Genomic DNA, 15,902 nt, shown 5'->3' with positions numbered 1-15,902 from the left:
CGGGCCGGAACGCTTATAGTGAGGGCTGGACACGGCAAAACCGGGGGCCGCGCGTGCTGCGTTTCATCTTTTCGTTCTTTGGCGGGATCTTCACCGTCGTCACCATGGGTATGGCCATGGTCGCGCTGACCGTGGGCGCGGTGTTCTGGATGTATGGCCGCGACCTGCCCAGCCACGAACACCTGGCCCAATACTCCCCGCCGACGATCAGCCGGATCTATTCCACCGAAGGCCAGGTGATCGACGAATTCGCTCAGGAACGGCGGCTGTTCACCCCCGCCGCGCAAATCCCCGACCTGGTCAAGAATGCCTTCATCTCGGCCGAGGACAAGAATTTCTACACCCACCAGGGCTATGACCTGCGCGGCATTGCCGCCGCGGGCATCGACGCGGTGCGCACCCGTGGGCGCGACGTGCGCGGCGCCTCGACGATCACGCAGCAGGTGATGAAGAACTTTCTGCTGTCGGGCGACCGCAAGGCGGAACGCAAGATCAAGGAAATCATGCTGGCCAGCCGGGTCGAAACCGCGCTGTCCAAGGAAAAGATCCTGGAGCTGTATCTCAACGAGATCTTCCTCGGCCAGAACGCCTATGGCGTGACCGCCGCCGCGCAGGTCTATTTCAACAAGAGCCTGGCGGAACTGGCTCCGCACGAGGCGGCGATGCTGGCCTCCTTGCCCAAGGCGCCGTCGGATTACCACCCGGTGCGGCGCAAGGACCGGCTGCTGGAGCGGCGCAACTTCGTGCTGCGCGAGATGTACGAAAACGGCTACATCGACGAGGCCACCTTTGAGGCCGAGCGCGCACTGCCGCTGAAATCCGTGCAGAACGGTGACTACGCGCCCTATCAGGAGAGCCTGCCGCCGCGCGACTATTTCACCGACGAGATTCGCCGCCAGCTGAGCCGCGACTTTGGCGAAGAGCAGTTCTTTTCCGGCGGCTACTCGGTCCGCGCGACGCTGGACCCGGAAATGCAGCAAGAGGCCGCGTCCGCGCTGCGCGTGGCGCTGGAGAACTTCGACCGCTCCCTGGGCCGCTGGCGCGGCACCGGCAAGACGATCCCGGCCGACACCCTGGGCGACGAGGCCGCCTGGCGCGCCGCGCTGGCCGATGTGCGCGTCGCCCGCGACATCGTGCTGGAGAACCCCTGGCACGTCGCCGTGGTGCGCGAGGTCAGCAACGACTCGCTGCTGCTGGGCATCGAGGACGTGGCGCTGGACGATCCGCGCGGAACGACCGTGCCGCGCAGCGACACCGAGTGGTTCAGGGGCAGCCTGACGGACACCTTCAAACCGGGCGACGTGGTCCATGTGCGCGCCATGACCCAGGACAGCGACGGCGCCTTCATGCGCTGGACCTTGCGGCAGGTGCCCGAGGTGCAGGGCGGGCTGATGGCGATGGACGCCCACACCGGGCGCGTGATCGCCATGCAGGGCGGCTTTTCCTACCAGGATTCGGTGTTCAACCGTGCGACCCAGGCGCAGCGCCAGCCGGGCTCCAGCTTCAAGCCCTTCGTCTATGCCTCGGCGCTGGATTCGGGCTACACGCCGGCAACGATCGTCGTCGACGCGCCAATCGAGATCAACACCGGGGGCGAGATCTGGCGGCCGAAGAACGCCTCCAACAGCTACTACGGGCCGACCCCGCTGCGCACCGGCATCGAACAGTCGCGCAACCTGATGACCATCCGGCTGGCGCAGGAGGTGGGGATGGACATCGTCGCCGCCTATGCCGAGAAATTCGGCGTCTACGACCGCATGGACCAGGTGCTGGCCAATTCGCTGGGCGCCGGAGAGACCACGCTGTTCAAGATGGTCGCCGCCTACGCGATGTTCGCCAACGGCGGCGAGCGGGTGGAGCCGACGCTGGTCGACCGGGTACAGGACCGCTACGGCGAAACCGTCTATTCGCATGAACGGGCCGAGGGCAACAAGCGGGTCTGCGTCGACTGTGCGGACCCCAACCTGCCCGCGGGCCAGAGCCCGACCATCGTCGACGAGCGCGAGCGCGTGATGAACGCCGTCACCGCCTATCAGCTGACGTCGATGTTGCAAGGCGTGGTGCAGCGCGGCACCGCCAGCCGCACGGTGAACCTTTCGGTGCCGACGGCGGGCAAGACCGGCACCACGAATGACGCCAAGGACGTGTGGTTCGTCGGCTTCACCTCGAACATCGTGGCGGGCTGCTACATCGGCTACGATACGCCGCGCTCATTGGGCGGTGGTGCGTCGGGCGGCGGGCTGTGCGGCCCGGTGTTCAACACCTTCATGCAGGCCGCGGTCAAGAAATACGGCGGCGGCCCGTTCAAGGTGCCGTCCGAGTGCCAGTTCATCAAGATCGACCGCTTCTCCGGCGCGCGGCTGTCGGACGACGCCTCGGGCGCGAACGTCGTGGCCGAATGTTTCCGCGCGGGCGAAGAGCCGATCTTCGGCATCATGTTCGACGGCGGCTTTGCCATCTCCGGCACCTTCGACGTGATCCAGCCGGACGGCAGCACGGTGGCGAAGGAAGTCACCACGTCAACCGGCGAGAGGGCGATTGTCGGGCCCAAGGCGGGGTTCGGCACGCTGACCTCGGGCGGGCTCTACTGACGTTGTCGCAACGGTCCGGTCAGGGGTGTCCTCCCTGATCCGGCCGTCCCGGAGCGCCTGGGCGGGAAACGGCGCTTTGCCGTGATTTGCGGCGAAAACCGTCGCTTTTGTCCGCGAATGTCGTCTCTGGCGCAGATCGCGGCGGCGTCGCGGCCAATCTGGCGCGCGTAACGTGCCCTCAGGTTCCGATGTTCGAACGCCGAATCCCCGAATGGTTGCGCCACGCGCCCGCGCCCTCGGTGCGCGGTTTTGCCCGTCTGGCGGGGTTCGAGGCGATGGTGCGCGGCATCCTGATCGCCGTCTTCCCGGTGGCGATGTACGACGCGCTCGGCGATGCGGCGACGGTCAGCTCGGTCTATTTCGCCGTCGGGGTGCTGTCGCTGTTCACCGGGTTGCTGGTGCCCTGGCTCAACCGCTTCGTGCCGCGCCGCTGGCTGTATTCCGCGGGGGCCAGCGGGTTCATCCTGGGGTCTGCGGCGGCCATGGTGGGCGGGCCGCAGTTCACGGTGCTGGCACTGGCGCTGCACGCCACCTCGACCGTCACCACCTTTGTCTGCTTCAACGCCTACGTGCTGGACTACATCGCCCGGATCGAACTGGGCAAGAGCGAGACCCTGCGCCTGTTCTACTCGGCGCTTGGCTGGACGGTGGGGCCGTTCCTGGGCGTCATGCTGTGGAGCTGGTGGGCCCCGGCGCCCTTTGTCGTATCGGCCACGGCGGCCTTGGGGATGCTGTGCATGTTCCTCTACATGCGGCTGGGCAACGGCAAGCTGATCACCCGCGCGCGGCGTCCGGCACCGAACCCGCTCGCCTTTCTCGGGCGGTTCTTCCGGCAAAAGCGGCTGGTGGCGGGCTGGCTGTTCGCGGTGATCCGGTCCTGCGGCTGGTGGGCCTACGTGGTCTACATGCCGATCTACTGCGTGCAGAACGGCCTGGGCGACAAGCTGGGCGGCGGGCTGCAATCCATCACCAACGCGGGGCTGTTCCTGTCGCCCTTCATCCTGCGCTGGATGCAGCGGGTGTCGATCCGGACCTCGGTGCGCTCGGCCTTTCTGACCGCCGGACTGCTGTTCCTGGTGGCGGGGGCGGGGCTGATGCCGCCGACGCTGACGGTCGCGGTGCTGTTCGCGTGCAGCTTTTTCCTCATCGTGCTGGACATCTGCGCGGGCTTGCCTTTCCTGATGGCGGTCAAGCCATCTGAGCGGACCGAGATGTCGGCGGTCTATTCCTCGTTCCGTGACGTGTCCGGGATCGCGACGCCAGGGCTGGCCTGGCTGGTGCTGCTGGTGGCGCCGCTGTCGGGCATCTTTGCGGCCGCCGGGGTGGCCAGCCTGATCGCCTGGCGGCTGGCGGGCAAGCTGCACCCGAGGCTGGGCCGCGCCCGGCCCGCGCCCGACGGCCTCGACCTCGAAGAGGACGCGGACGGGACCGACCCGCTGCCGGACCGCCTCCGCCCCGCGGCGGAATGAGCCGGGCAGGGCGGGTCCAGGTCGCGGCGCCCGGACGGTCGGCCGCGGACGGCGCCCCGTCAATTGTCCGGTCGGGGGCGCCGAAGCGGCCGCGCTGTCTTGCCCGTCCCCGGCCCAGTTGGTATCACGCGTCACCCGAGGGGACCCCAACAGGACCGAGACGAACATGCGCGCAGAGACCCAGAACCACGTGGAGAAGATCGAGAAGTCGCTCGACCTCCTGGCGCAGCGGCTGGACTGGAAGACGGCAAAGCACCGGCTGGAAGAGTTCAACGCCCGCGTCGAGGACCCCAAGCTGTGGGACGATCCCGCCGCGGCGCAAAAGCTGATGCGCGAGCGTCAGCAGCTGGTCGACGCGATGGAGACCTACACCTCGATGAAGCAGGAGCTTTCGGACCAGATCGAGCTGATCGAACTGGGCGAGATGGAGGACGACGCCGATATCGTCGCCGAGGCCGAAGCCGCCCTAAAGGCGCTGGCCGCCAAGGCCGCGCAGAAAGAGTTGGAGGCGCTGCTGAACGGTGAGACCGACGGCAACGACGCCTTTCTCGAAATCAAGGCCGGCGCGGGCGGCACCGAGGCCTGCGACTGGGCGCAGATGCTGGCGCGGATGTACGTCCGCTGGGCGGAAAAGCGCGGGTTCGAGGTGGAATTGCAGGAAGAACAGGCCGGCGCCGAGGCGGGCATCAAGTCCGCCACCTACCAGATCAAGGGGCCGAACGCCTATGGCTGGCTGAAGTCCGAGTCGGGCACGCACCGGCTGGTGCGCATCTCGCCCTTTGGCAAGGGCACGCGCGAGACCTCCTTTGCGGCCGTGGGCGCCTACCCGGTGATTGACGACAACATCGAGGTGGTGATCAATCCGTCGGAGATCCGTATCGACACCTTCCGGTCGTCCGGTGCGGGCGGCCAGCACGTCAACACCACCGACTCGGCGGTGCGGATCACCCACATTCCCACCGGGATCGTCGTGACCTCGTCCGAGAAGTCGCAGCACCAGAACCGTGACAACTGCATGAAAGCGTTGAAATCGCGCCTCTACCAGATGGAGCTGGACAGGCGCAACGCCGAGGTGAATGCCCTTCACGAGGCCAAGGGCGATGCCGGCTGGGGCAACCAGATCCGGTCTTACGTGTTGCAGCCCTACCAGATGGTCAAGGATCTGCGCACCCAGTACGAGACCGCCGATACCGGCGGCGTGCTGGACGGCGACCTGGATCCCTTCATGGCGGCGACGCTGGCGATGAACGTGTCCGGCAAGAGCCGGGCGGATGCGCGCGCCGAGGACTGACGCGGGCAGGCAGGAGGGGGCGCTGCCCCCGTCGCGCGATGCGCGACTCCCCCGGGATAGTTTCGGCCAGAAGAAACCGGGGTGCGTGGCGGCAGGTTACGTCGGGCTGTCGTAGTCGCCGTGCCAGCCGTCAGGTTCGGGGAACCGGAGGCGCAGGGCGGCGCGGGCCTGGGCGGACTGTGCGCCGAACCAGACGGCAAAGCGGGTCAGTGCGGCGTGGCCCTGGCCGGTCTGCCAGCCGATGCTGGTGCGCGGCAGACCCGGGCAGAGCATCCACGGCGGCGCTTGGTCCCCCTCCGGACCCTGGGGAAAGGCGGCGCGCATGTCGCTGAGCGCGGTGCGCGGGCGGTGAAAGTCGCCGGGTTCGCACAACAGCGCGGGGACGTCTCCGGTCCGCAGGCCGAATCCGCGGTTCGCATGGAATGGTTGTGAGCGGCTGGCATGATCTCTCTCTGCGGATCAACGTCGTCTGGGACAGGGCCGTCAACAAACTTCTAACTGAGAGGCATCTTGCCGGGCGATGACATATCGCCTTTAGTGAATGCCGGATGCGGTCTGGGGAGGAATGCATGCCCGATACACCAAAACCCGGCGTGCCGGAACTGGGCCCGGTCACCGTGGCGCTGCTGAAGGGGGCGCTGCGGCGCGGCTGGCAGGACATGCGCATGGCGCCGGGCTTTGCGCTGGTCTTTGCCGGGGTCTACGTCCTGGGCGGCTGGTTCATGGTCTGGATCACCTGGGTGACCGGGCAGAGCTACTGGCTGGTCTTTGCCGCCATCGGCTTTCCGCTGGTGGCGCCCTTTGCGGCGGTGGGCTTTTACGATGTCAGCCGGCGATTGCAACAGGGGCGACCGCTGGACTGGATGCAGATCTTTTCCGTCATCGCGCGGCAGAGGGCGCGGCAGCTGCCCTCGATCAGCGCGATCATCATCGTGATCTTCCTGTTCTGGTTCTTCCTCGCGCACATGATCTTTGCGCTGTTCCTGGGGCTGTCGACGATGACCAACGTGTCGAACAGTTTCGACATCTACCTGACGGCAAACGGGCTGACGATGCTGGCGGTGGGCACCGGGGTCGGTGCGGGGTTCGCCACGCTGCTCTACATGATCACCGTGCTGTCGCTGCCGATGCTGCTGGACCGCGAGATCGACTTTGTCACCGGGATGATCACCTCTTTCGCTTACGTGCAACGCCACCCGGTGCCGATGCTGGGCTGGGCGCTGTTTGTCGGCGTCGTCACTGTGCTGTCGCTGCTGCCGGGGTTCCTGGGGCTGTTCCTGTCGCTGCCGCTGCTGGGGCACGCCACCTGGCACGTCTACGACATGATCGCCTATGGCGAGGAGCATACCGTGGCGTCGCAGGCCACCGCCTGACGGCGCGCCGGGCGCGGGCGCTTCTTGACCTGCATCAACGCCCCTTCGTATTCCACTGGTAATATGTGTCCTGCCTCGCCCGGGAGGAGCGGCGCGGGGTCAGATGCATCATTTCAGGAGGGGAAAATGAGGAAATCGTCAACAGCACTGGCCCTCGCCGGTGCCGCCGCACTGGCGGCGGGGATGGTCCAGGCCCAGAATGCCGAGGTCGGCGCAGCCTTTTTCGGCCAGTATTGCGCCACCTGCCACGGCGTCGATGCCAAGGGTGATGGTCCGATGACACAGATGATGACGGTCACCGTGCCCGATCTGACCCAGATGAGCGCCAACAATGGCGGCAAGTTTCCGATGCTGGAGGTGATCCACATCATCGACGGTCGCACCGGGTTGCGCGCCCATGGTGGACCCATGCCGGTCTACGGGGCGGTCTTTCGCTCTGAAAGCGGCGGCACGGGGGGCGATGCGGATGTGCTGCATGGTCTGGGCAAGGTGCTGTCGATCGCCTACTACCTCGAGTCGGTCCAGCAATGATCCGCCGGGGACGCGGGGTCAGGCTTCGCGCCCTTCGGCCTTGAGCCGGGCGTGCAGGGACGCGGCCCGCGGGTCGCCGATCTCCAGCGCAAAGACATAGGCGTGCGTCAGGTAGAAACAGGCGGCGTTCAGGTCGCCCGCCGCCTCCGCCGCCTGCGCGTAAAGGCCGACCAGTGCCGCCCGGTCGTCCGCGGCATGGGCTGCCAGCAGGAGCGTGTCGAGGCCGCTCACTCGGCCGCCTCTGACGCTCCCCGCCAGGCCATCATCCGCGCCGCCACCCAGTCATGGAAACAATGCGTCGGCCCGTCCATCGCGGGCGAAAAACGGCCGCCGTCGAAGCCGGCGGCGTGGCGTCCGCGCTGCATGCCCTCGACGACAAAGATGTCTTCCTCGAACACGGTCTTCCACAGTTGGGTGTTGCGCTGGCGCAGGCCGCTGTCGGTGCCCGGTTCGGCGTAGTAGAGGTGGATGTGCTCGACCGTGCGTTCCGGGCCGTCGGGCAGCAGGACGATGGCAAAAGCGTGGTCGCGGTGCGCGCCCAGCAGCACGTTGGGATAGATAGCCAGGTATTCGGCCGCGGTGTCCCATTTGTCCGGCAGGCCGGCGAAATCGGGAAAAGGAGCGCCGTATTCGTTGGTGACCTGGCGGTAGACCAGCGTGCCCTGGCCGGAAAAGGCGCCCGGTTGCTCGATGTTGTAATGGTCCTCGAGCCGGGAATAGGAGTTCAGGCCGGGATGGACCCAGGGCAGGTGGTAGCTTTCGCAGTAGTTCTCGACCGCGAGTTTCCAGTTGCTTGCCACCGCCAGGGTGATCCGGCTGTCGGCGCCGCCGTGGTACAGCGGGCGCTCGAAATCCGCCCAGCGGGCCAGGGCAGGGGCCATGGCCTCTTCGAAGGCGGGCGCGTCGCCCGAGACGTTGATCCAGACCACGTCGCGCCAGACATGGCTGCGCACCTCGATCAGGCCCAGCGCGGCACGGTCGATCGCCTCGTGGGTGTTGTGGCCGGGGCCGCCCACATGCGGCGTGCTGACCAGCCGGCCGTCGCTGCCGTAGCACCAGGAATGATAGGGACAGCGGATCGCGCCCTCGATCTTGCGCGGGGCCTCCACCAGGATCATGCCGCGATGGCGGCAGATGTTCTGGAACACCCGCACCGCGCCGTCGCGTCCGCGGATCAGCAGCAGCGGCATACCGAGGAAATCGACCGGACTTGCGTCACCCGGTTCCGGCACGTCGGCGGCCACCGCAAGACCCGCCCACTGCCCGAACATCAGCGCCTGACGTTCCTCGGCAAAGACTGCCGGGTCGATGTAATGCGCGTTGGGCAGGCCGTGCGCCTGGGTGATCGGGAGGCGGACACTGGCAAGGTCGGTCGGCGGAGGGGACATGGGCAGGGGCCTCAGTTGCGGACACAGGACACCCCCTTGGGTAGACGGGAAACCCCGCCTTGTCCGACCCAAACCCGACACGGAGGGACTTGACCGCGTCAGACGCTGCGCGTCGGGCGCGCCTCAGACGAAGGGGTCGCCCGGCTTGAGCAGGTTGCGCTGGTAGGTCAGCAGGTCATTCACCGTGCAGAAACCGGCGCTGCGCGCCGCGGGCAGGGCGTCCGCGGCCCGATTGCCCAGGTATTCGTAGACCAGCCGTTCCACCCGCCGTCCGGCCACGTTCTCGCGCACGGTCCGGGTGACGTAGCCGACCCAGAAGTTGTTTTCGAACGAGGGGATGCGGGCCAGGTAATTGAACGAGGTGGTGGTCGCGCCCCGGCGGCTGACCAGCGCGGCGATACCATCCTCCTGCGCCATCACGGCGCCGCGGAATTCCCGCGTGGCGGGGTCGGTGGGCAGACCTTGCTGGCGCATGGCTTCCTTGGCTTCGAACCCCTTGAGAAAGGTTCCACCACGGCTGCGAAAGATGTAGATCAGGCCCCGCACGAACCTGGCTTCGTCGACAAAGCTGCGGCGGGCAAAGCTGTAAAAGCCGCTGGGCAGGCTTTCCTCCGACACCGGTCGGGTCACGTCGCCGAGGTACTCGGCGATCGCCGGGTTGCGCATGATCCCGCCGTCGCTGCGCGCGATGTCGGCCACCGGTTCCAGCAGGATGCGGGCATCGACGTCGAAATAGGTGCAGATCTTGTGCAGGACATCGGGGCGCGGAAAGCTTTCGCCGGCGAGGTAGCGGTTGAACTGGGTCCGGTTGATCCCGAGGTCCCGACACAGCGCCGAGATCGACGGCGCCCTTTTTGACAGCTGACGCAGGTTCGCGCCAAACATGCTGCGCAATTCGGACGGCGTGGGGCTGGTCCCGCCGGGTTTTGTGGCAGGTTTGGCTGTCATGGCGTTGTGGGATCGGTTCGCACGGGTCTTCAGATCCAATATTGGTCAGGTTTTACACAGATTTGATTCGAAACTGACGCTAGATGACGTCAACCGTGATGCTCTTTCGCGCCAAGGGTGGCGTTTCATGGCACAAAAATCAAGTCGGCGACACGGAAATAAATCTATCGGGGATTCTGGCTTTGGTTCAGTTTGAAGCCACAACCATCAATGGGTGTATCTCATGCAAGATCAAATGTTTGGCGTTGTGTTGTGGGCGGATGCAAGTGACCGCAAGGCCGTGATCTGGTGCGAGGACCATGGCAATCTGGCATACTACACGGGAAATGAACAAAGCGTTCACGACGGCATCGATCTCGATGCCGGGGACCTGATCCAGTTCGAATTGAGGGAAGAGCGCGATGTGCGCCGGGCGCGCAACCTGCGCCGGGTCGATGCGGGCTTTGCTCCGTCCATCGTGCACGAGCTGCGCAATTGCCGGGAGACGGCGGTCCGCCCTGTGGCGCGGGGCGAAAACGTTCTGAGTTTTCCGGAAGCGCGCCGCGCCAGCTGACGGCGCGCGGGGCAGACAGGCCCCCCTTTGGACGAGCGGCCGCAGGCGCCCTCCCCGTGAGGTGGGGCGTCAGGCGCCCCGGGCCAGTGCCGCCACGCCGGTGCGTGCCACCTCGATCAGTCCCAGCGGACGCATCAGATCGGCAAATGCGTCGATCTTGTCCGGTGTGCCGGTCAGCTGGAAGACAAAGCTCTCCAGCGTCGAATCCACCACATTCGCGCGAAAGATGTCAGCCAGGCGCAGCGCTTCGACGCGCTTGTCGCCGGTGCCCTTCACCTTGAGCAGCGCCAGTTCCCGCTCGACCGAGCGGCCCTCGACCGTCAGGTCATGCACTTCGCGGACGCTGACGATGCGGCCCAGCTGCGCCTTGATCTGCTCGATCACCTGCGGCGTGCCGCTGGTGACGATGGTGATCCGGCTCAGGTGGCCTTCGTGGTCCACCTCGGCGACGGTCAGGCTGTCGATGTTGTAGCCGCGGCCCGAAAACAGGCCGATCACCCGCGCCAGGACCCCGGGTTCGTTTTCCACCAGCACCGCGATTGTGTGCGTCTCGGTCACGTCCGAGAACGTGGGGCGCAGGTTGTAGGCAGAGTGCTTGCTCGAGCCTTTCTTGATCTTGAGTGCTGACATCTTCGGGCCTTTTCGAGGGTTGCGGGCCGGCCGCCGGGGCGGGCCGCTGCCGGGTGTAGCCAATGTTGCGCCGCTTGGCCAGAAGCACCTGCGACAAACACCGGGAAAAGCGGCGATTAATGCTCTTTCAACGCTTTCGGGGTAGGTCATGAGCGATGAACAGGCCACCCCCTGAAGGAGACCTGACGATCTTGCCGACCGACCAGGAAAGAGACGCGCGGATCTGGTCGGACGTGATCCAGCTCATGCCGGCCTGGACCTGGGAGACGGACTCGGACTTCCGCTTGTTGTATGTCAACATGCAGCATTCCGGTCTGCGGATGACGCGCGATCACCTCCTGGGTCTGAGCATCCTCAATCGGCCCGAACCGCCGCACGATCTTGCCGGCCTCGATCGCCTGCTGGACGCCTTTCGGGCGCACGAGGAGGTCCGCAGCCTCAGCTATGAACGCCTGCTGGTGAACGGGGACCGGGCCGTGCTGATGGACAGCGCGGTGCCGCTGCGCGACGCCGAGGGACGGTTTGCCGGCTACCACGGGATCACGCTCAACATCAGCGAGGTGATGCACAAGGCAGACGTGACCGACTCGCTGGTGGCGGGGCTCAATCGCCGCACCGCGGTCCTGGAACGGTCGCTGGTGGACCAGGCGCGGGTCCTGACGGACACCAACCGGCTGCTGACCGAAATCATGGACAGCATGGGCGAAGGCCTGATGGTGACCAGCCGGCTGGGGGCCGAGGACCCGGACAACCGCATCCTGATGGTCAACCCGGCCTACCTGCGGATGTTCGAGCTGAATGCCGCCGACGTGCCCGAGGGCATGCCGCTGAGCGCCTTGCACGATCTGCTGGTCGCGCGCAGCCAGCGCCCCGAGACGGGCGAGGTAATTGCCACGATCGCCCGCGCCTTTGCCGACGGGCGCAAGGCGATCTTCGAGGTGCCGGAAACCGGCCGCAGCTTTGCCACGCAGGCGACGCGGCGTCCCTCTGGCGGCTACGTCATCGTTCATACCGACATCACCGACCTGCGCGCGCAGAACGATGCGCTGCGCGCCGCGCGCGACGCGGCCGAGGTCGCCAACCGGGCCAAGTCCAGCTTTCTCGCCAACATGAGCCACGAGATCCGGACCCCGATGAACGGCATCGTCGGCATGGCCGACCTGCTGGCCGACACCGGCCTGAGCGACGAGCAACGGGATTGCGTCGCCACCATCCGCGGCGCGGCCCTCGCGCTGACCTCGCTGATCTCGGACATCCTCGATTTCTCCAAGGTCGAGGCCGGCCGCCTGCGCATCGAGGACGCGCCGTTCCAGCTGGACACGCTGATCGCCGAGATCAGCGACCTCTTGCGCCCGCTGGCAGCGCAAAAGCAGCTGTACCTGACCTGCCGGATCGACGAAAACGTGCCGAGGCTGGTAGAGGGCGACGCCTTGCGCCTGCGCCAGGTGCTGATGAACCTGATCGGCAATGCCATCAAGTTCACCCACGAAGGCGGGGTCACCCTGCACCTGTCGCGCATCTCTCCGCGGGGCAACCAGGTGCGGTTCCATGTGGTCGACACCGGCATCGGCATCCCGGAGGACCAGCAGGCGCTGGTCTTCGATCCCTTCGAGCAGGTGCACAGCGGCCGCGAGCGTCAGTACGAGGGCACCGGCCTCGGCTTGTCGATCTCGAAACGGCTGGCCGAGGCAATGGGCGGCAGCATCGCGTTGTCCTCGGCACCGGGGCAGGGGGCGGAGTTCCGGCTGGACCTGCCCTTGCCCGCGCTGGCGCAGACCGTGCCCCGGGCGGCGGAGGTGTCGACCGAAGACCTGCGGCTGGACGGTGTCGCGGTGCTGCTGGTCGAAGACAACCGCACCAACCAGGAGGTGGTGCGCAAGATGCTGGAGCGGCGCGGGGCGCGCGTCGAGGTGGCCGACAATGGCCAGATGGCGCTGGATCGCTACGATCCGGAGCGGTTCGACATCGTCCTGATGGACATCTCGATGCCGGTGATGAGCGGGCTTGACGCGACCCGCACCCTGCGCGCCCGGGAACGGCAAGGCGGCTGGGTGCGGCGGCCCATCGTCGCCCTCACCGGGAATGCCTTTGAGCGGGATCAGAAGGAGGCCGAGGCCGTCGGCATGGACGGTTTCCTGACCAAGCCGGTGCGGCGCGATGCGTTGCTGCTGGAACTGCTGGCGCATCTGCCGTCACAAGGATTGAGCGCCCGCGCTTCGTGAGGTCAGAAGCCCATCAGCCGCGGCGACGCGATCCGCCGCACCGCGAGGTACAGCAGCACCGGTCCGATCAGGCCGGCCAGCGTGCCCAGGACCAGGTGCAGCGCCGGGTCGGGAGTGACTTTCAGCAGCACCATGCGCGTGCCGGCGGTGAACACGGTGTGCGCCAGGTAGATCGGCATCGACAGTTGCCCAACCAGCCCCGCCAGCCGCAGCAGCGCGCCGCCGCTGCCCTGCACCATCAGGACAAAACTCAGGCTGAGCAGCGCCGCGACCGCCTGCAATGCCAGCACGCTTTGCGGCAGGCCGAAACTGACCACCTGCACCAGGGTGAAGACGGTCAGCGCCTTCAGCGCGACGGGGGTGCCGGAGGGCAGGGGGCCGAGCCGGGCCAGCCATATCCCGAGCAGGAACAGCCCCAGGTGCAGCGCCGCGTTCACGGTGATCTCGGTCAGTGGCAGCCCGGGGATGGCCACGGCGGCCATGGCGGCGAGGGCCAGCGCCAGCCATGTGACAGTGCTGTGCGGACGGCGGCCCAAGGCGGCCAGCGGCAGCGTCACCAGCTGGATCAGGAACAGCGCCCAGAGAAACCACAGGTGATCGAACGGCGGCAGCGGCCAGACGAACAGCGTCGCTTCGCCCTCGCCCGAAGCAAGGCGCGACAGCTGGGCCAGGATCTGTGTCCACAGCAACAGCGGCCAGAGCAGGCGCAGCGCCTTGTCGCGCAGGCTGTCCAGCAGGGGTTTGCGCCGCACCGATGCCTCGAAGGTCACCCCGGCGAGGACAAAGAACAGCGGCATGTGGAAATTGTAGATGAGCTTTTCGACCACCGCGAACAGGCGGTCGGCGGGTATCAGCCCTGCGGCCTGCGTGCCCAGCCAGGCATGACCGAACACGACCAGAAAGATGCCCCAGCCCCTCGCCGCATCCAGCCAGAGCACCCGGCCCGCCTGCGCGGGCCGGGCGGCATCCTTGGTGGTCACACCATCACAGCGCCCTTGGCACCGATGGCATTGGTGGCCTTCGCCTCGCCCAGCAGCATCTTGTTGTGCGGCTCGCCCGAGGGGATCATCGGGAAGCAGTTCTCGTGCTTCTCGACAAGGCAGTCAAAGATCACCGGGCCGTCGTAGTTCAGCATTTCCATGATCGCGTCGTCCAGGTCCGCGGGATCCTGGCAATGGATGCCCTTGGCGCCAAAGGCTTCGGCCAGCTTGACGAAATCGGGCAGCGCCTCGGACCAGCTGTGCGAATAGCGCTCGCCGTGCAGCAGCTGCTGCCACTGGCGCACCATGCCGAGGCGTTCGTTGTTCAGGATGAACTGCTTGACCGGCAGGCGGTACTGGATCGCGGTGCCCATCTCCTGCATGTTCATCAGCCAGGACGCCTCGCCCGCGACGTTGATGACCAGCGCTTCGGGGTGCGCCACCTGCACGCCGATCGACGCCGGGAAGCCGTAGCCCATGGTGCCGAGCCCGCCGGAGGTCATCCAGCGGTTCGGATCCTCGAAGCCGAGGTACTGCGCCGCCCACATCTGGTGCTGGCCCACCTCGGTGCAGATATAGCGGTCACGGTCCTTGGTCAGCTCTTCGAGCCTGGTCAGAGCGTATTGCGGCTTGATCGTCTTTTCGGAGCCCTTGAACTTGAGGCAGTCGACCTTTTTCCACTCGTTGATCTGGCGCCACCACTTGGCCAGCGCCTCGCGGTTGACCTTGCGGCCGCGCGCCTTCCAGACCTTGAGCACGTCCTCCAGCACATGACCGACGTCGCCGACGATGGGGATGTCGGTCTTGATCACCTTGTTGATCGACGAGGGGTCGATGTCGATGTGCGCCTTGTGCGAATTCGGGCTGAAGGCGTCGATGCGGCCGGTGATCCGGTCATCGAAGCGCGCGCCGATGTTGATCATCAGGTCGCAGCCGTGCATCGCCAGGTTGGCCTCGTAGAGACCGTGCATCCCCAGCATCCCCAGCCAGTGCTGGCCGGAAGCCGGGTAGGCGCCCAGGCCCATCAGCGTCGAGGTGATCGGAAAGCCGGTGGCCTCGACCAGTTCGCGCAGCAGCTGGCTGGCCGCCGGGCCGGAGTTGATCACGCCGCCGCCGGTGTAGAACACCGGCTTTTCCGCCATCTCGATGGCCTCGACCAGCAGCTCGATCATCGCCATGTCGCCCTTGACCTGCGGCTGGTAGTGCCGGGTGCGGACCTTGGGGATGCCCTGGTATTCTGCGCTTGCGAACTGCACGTCCTTGGGGATGTCCACCAGCACCGGACCGGGGCGGCCCGACTTGGCGACATGGAACGCCTCGTGGATGGTGGCGGACAGCCGCGCGGTGTCCTTGACCAGCCAGTTGTGTTTCGTGCAGGGGCGGGTGATGCCGACGGTGTCGGCCTCCTGGAAGGCGTCCGAGCCGATCATGAAGGTCGGGACCTGGCCGGTCAGCACGACGATCGGGATCGAATCCATCAGCGCATCGGTCAGGCCGGTGACCGCGTTGGTCGCCCCGGGCCCCGAGGTCACGAGCACGACCCCCGGCTTGCCGGTGGACCGGGCATAGCCTTCGGCGGCGTGGACGGCGGCCTGTTCGTGTCGGACGAGGATGTGCTGGATGTGCTCCTGCTGAAAGACCTCGTCGTAGATCGGTAGCACAGCGCCGCCGGGGTAGCCGAATACCGTGTCCACGCCCTGGTCCTTGAGGGCCTGAACCACCATTTTCGCTCCGGTCATCTGACGTGTCATCGCTGTTTCTCCGTTCACGACACTCTAACGATTGCGCACAAAAAAGCCCCCGAGGGTGAGACCGGGGGCGCATGGGGTCCTCTAGGGAGTCCGTATTACCGGCCCATGCACCTTGCTCCTACGATTACCACTAGCGTGGACATGCCCGAGGCTCCCTTGCATCGCGCCGGGACGA

The 15,902-nt window shown here is 66.5% G+C and carries 15 protein-coding genes; 8 read left to right on the top strand and 7 right to left on the bottom strand.

What is annotated here, in order from left to right:
* The first annotated feature begins 53 nt into the window (after positions 1–53).
* The 3 genes from MAA8898_RS15115 (at position 54) to prfB (ending at position 5,351) form a co-directional block, all read left to right on the top strand.
* A complete protein-coding gene (locus tag MAA8898_RS15115) occupies positions 54–2,591 on the top strand; it encodes a penicillin-binding protein 1A (protein WP_094021869.1) in 2,538 nt (845 codons plus the stop codon).
* A 188-nt stretch (positions 2,592–2,779) separates the two neighbouring features.
* Entirely contained in the window at positions 2,780–4,060 is a 1,281-nt protein-coding gene (locus MAA8898_RS15110; RefSeq protein WP_094021868.1) for an MFS transporter, read from the top strand.
* Positions 4,061–4,226: 166 nt separating this feature from the next.
* On the top strand, positions 4,227–5,351 hold the full coding sequence (gene prfB / locus MAA8898_RS15105; RefSeq protein ID WP_094021867.1) for a peptide chain release factor 2: 1,125 nt from the start codon (positions 4,227–4,229) through the stop codon (positions 5,349–5,351).
* Between the two features lie 96 nt (positions 5,352–5,447).
* On the opposite strand, the gene MAA8898_RS15100 is transcribed toward prfB, so the two are convergent.
* Positions 5,448–5,723: a hypothetical protein gene (locus MAA8898_RS15100; protein WP_094021866.1), complete on the bottom strand. Its 276-nt coding sequence runs from the start codon at positions 5,721–5,723 to the stop codon at positions 5,448–5,450.
* 197 nt (positions 5,724–5,920) lie between these two features.
* Between MAA8898_RS15100 and MAA8898_RS15095 the strand changes: the two genes are divergently transcribed.
* Together MAA8898_RS15095 and MAA8898_RS15090 are read left to right on the top strand one after the other, a co-directional pair.
* Complete coding sequence (locus MAA8898_RS15095; RefSeq protein WP_094021865.1) at positions 5,921–6,724, top strand: DUF2189 domain-containing protein; 804 nt, start codon at positions 5,921–5,923, stop codon at positions 6,722–6,724.
* Between the two features lie 126 nt (positions 6,725–6,850).
* Positions 6,851–7,255, top strand: a complete 405-nt coding sequence (locus tag MAA8898_RS15090) for a c-type cytochrome (RefSeq protein ID WP_094021864.1) — start codon at positions 6,851–6,853, stop codon at positions 7,253–7,255.
* An 18-nt stretch (positions 7,256–7,273) separates the two neighbouring features.
* On the opposite strand, the gene MAA8898_RS15085 is transcribed toward MAA8898_RS15090, so the two are convergent.
* The 3 genes from MAA8898_RS15085 to MAA8898_RS15075 all read right to left on the bottom strand — a co-directional run bounded on the left by MAA8898_RS15085 (position 7,274) and on the right by MAA8898_RS15075 (position 9,528).
* Positions 7,274–7,486 (bottom strand): hypothetical protein, encoded by a 213-nt coding sequence (locus tag MAA8898_RS15085; RefSeq protein WP_094021863.1) that lies wholly within the window; start codon positions 7,484–7,486, stop codon positions 7,274–7,276.
* Complete coding sequence (locus MAA8898_RS15080) at positions 7,483–8,643, bottom strand: aromatic ring-hydroxylating oxygenase subunit alpha (RefSeq protein WP_094021862.1); 1,161 nt, start codon at positions 8,641–8,643, stop codon at positions 7,483–7,485. Before MAA8898_RS15080 ends, MAA8898_RS15085 begins: the two co-directional genes overlap by 4 nt.
* Positions 8,644–8,766: 123 nt before the next feature.
* Positions 8,767–9,528, bottom strand: coding sequence for a helix-turn-helix domain-containing protein (locus tag MAA8898_RS15075; RefSeq protein ID WP_094021861.1), 762 nt, complete (start codon positions 9,526–9,528; stop codon positions 8,767–8,769).
* Here MAA8898_RS15075 and MAA8898_RS25835 point away from each other — a divergent pair.
* On the top strand, positions 9,527–9,787 hold the full coding sequence (locus MAA8898_RS25835) for a hypothetical protein (protein ID WP_141194867.1): 261 nt from the start codon (positions 9,527–9,529) through the stop codon (positions 9,785–9,787). The two genes, MAA8898_RS15075 and MAA8898_RS25835, sit on opposite strands and share 2 nt — an antisense overlap.
* A 27-nt stretch (positions 9,788–9,814) precedes the next feature.
* Positions 9,815–10,144, top strand: coding sequence for a hypothetical protein (locus tag MAA8898_RS15070; RefSeq protein WP_245853435.1), 330 nt, complete (start codon positions 9,815–9,817; stop codon positions 10,142–10,144).
* 69 nt (positions 10,145–10,213) lie between these two features.
* Here the strand turns inward: MAA8898_RS15070 and ilvN are convergent, their stop codons facing one another.
* Positions 10,214–10,774, bottom strand: a complete 561-nt coding sequence (gene ilvN / locus MAA8898_RS15065; protein WP_094021859.1) for an acetolactate synthase small subunit — start codon at positions 10,772–10,774, stop codon at positions 10,214–10,216.
* 191 nt (positions 10,775–10,965) lie between these two features.
* Here ilvN and MAA8898_RS15060 point away from each other — a divergent pair, with 191 nt between their 5' ends.
* Positions 10,966–12,996: an ATP-binding protein gene (locus tag MAA8898_RS15060; RefSeq protein ID WP_176445180.1), complete on the top strand. Its 2,031-nt coding sequence runs from the start codon at positions 10,966–10,968 to the stop codon at positions 12,994–12,996.
* Between the two features lie 2 nt (positions 12,997–12,998).
* On the opposite strand, the gene MAA8898_RS15055 is transcribed toward MAA8898_RS15060, so the two are convergent.
* Positions 12,999–13,976, bottom strand: a complete 978-nt coding sequence (locus tag MAA8898_RS15055) for an acyltransferase family protein (RefSeq protein WP_176445179.1) — start codon at positions 13,974–13,976, stop codon at positions 12,999–13,001.
* Positions 13,973–15,727: an acetolactate synthase 3 large subunit gene (locus MAA8898_RS15050; protein WP_094021856.1), complete on the bottom strand. Its 1,755-nt coding sequence runs from the start codon at positions 15,725–15,727 to the stop codon at positions 13,973–13,975. Before MAA8898_RS15050 ends, MAA8898_RS15055 begins: the two co-directional genes overlap by 4 nt.
* Positions 15,728–15,902 lie beyond the last annotated feature (175 nt).

Source organism: Antarctobacter aquimaris, assembly GCF_900184945.1.
GTDB lineage: Bacteria > Pseudomonadota > Alphaproteobacteria > Rhodobacterales > Rhodobacteraceae > Maliponia > Maliponia aquimaris.
Note: the sequence above shows the minus strand (reverse complement) of the source record. Positions and strands in the feature narration are given on the sequence as shown.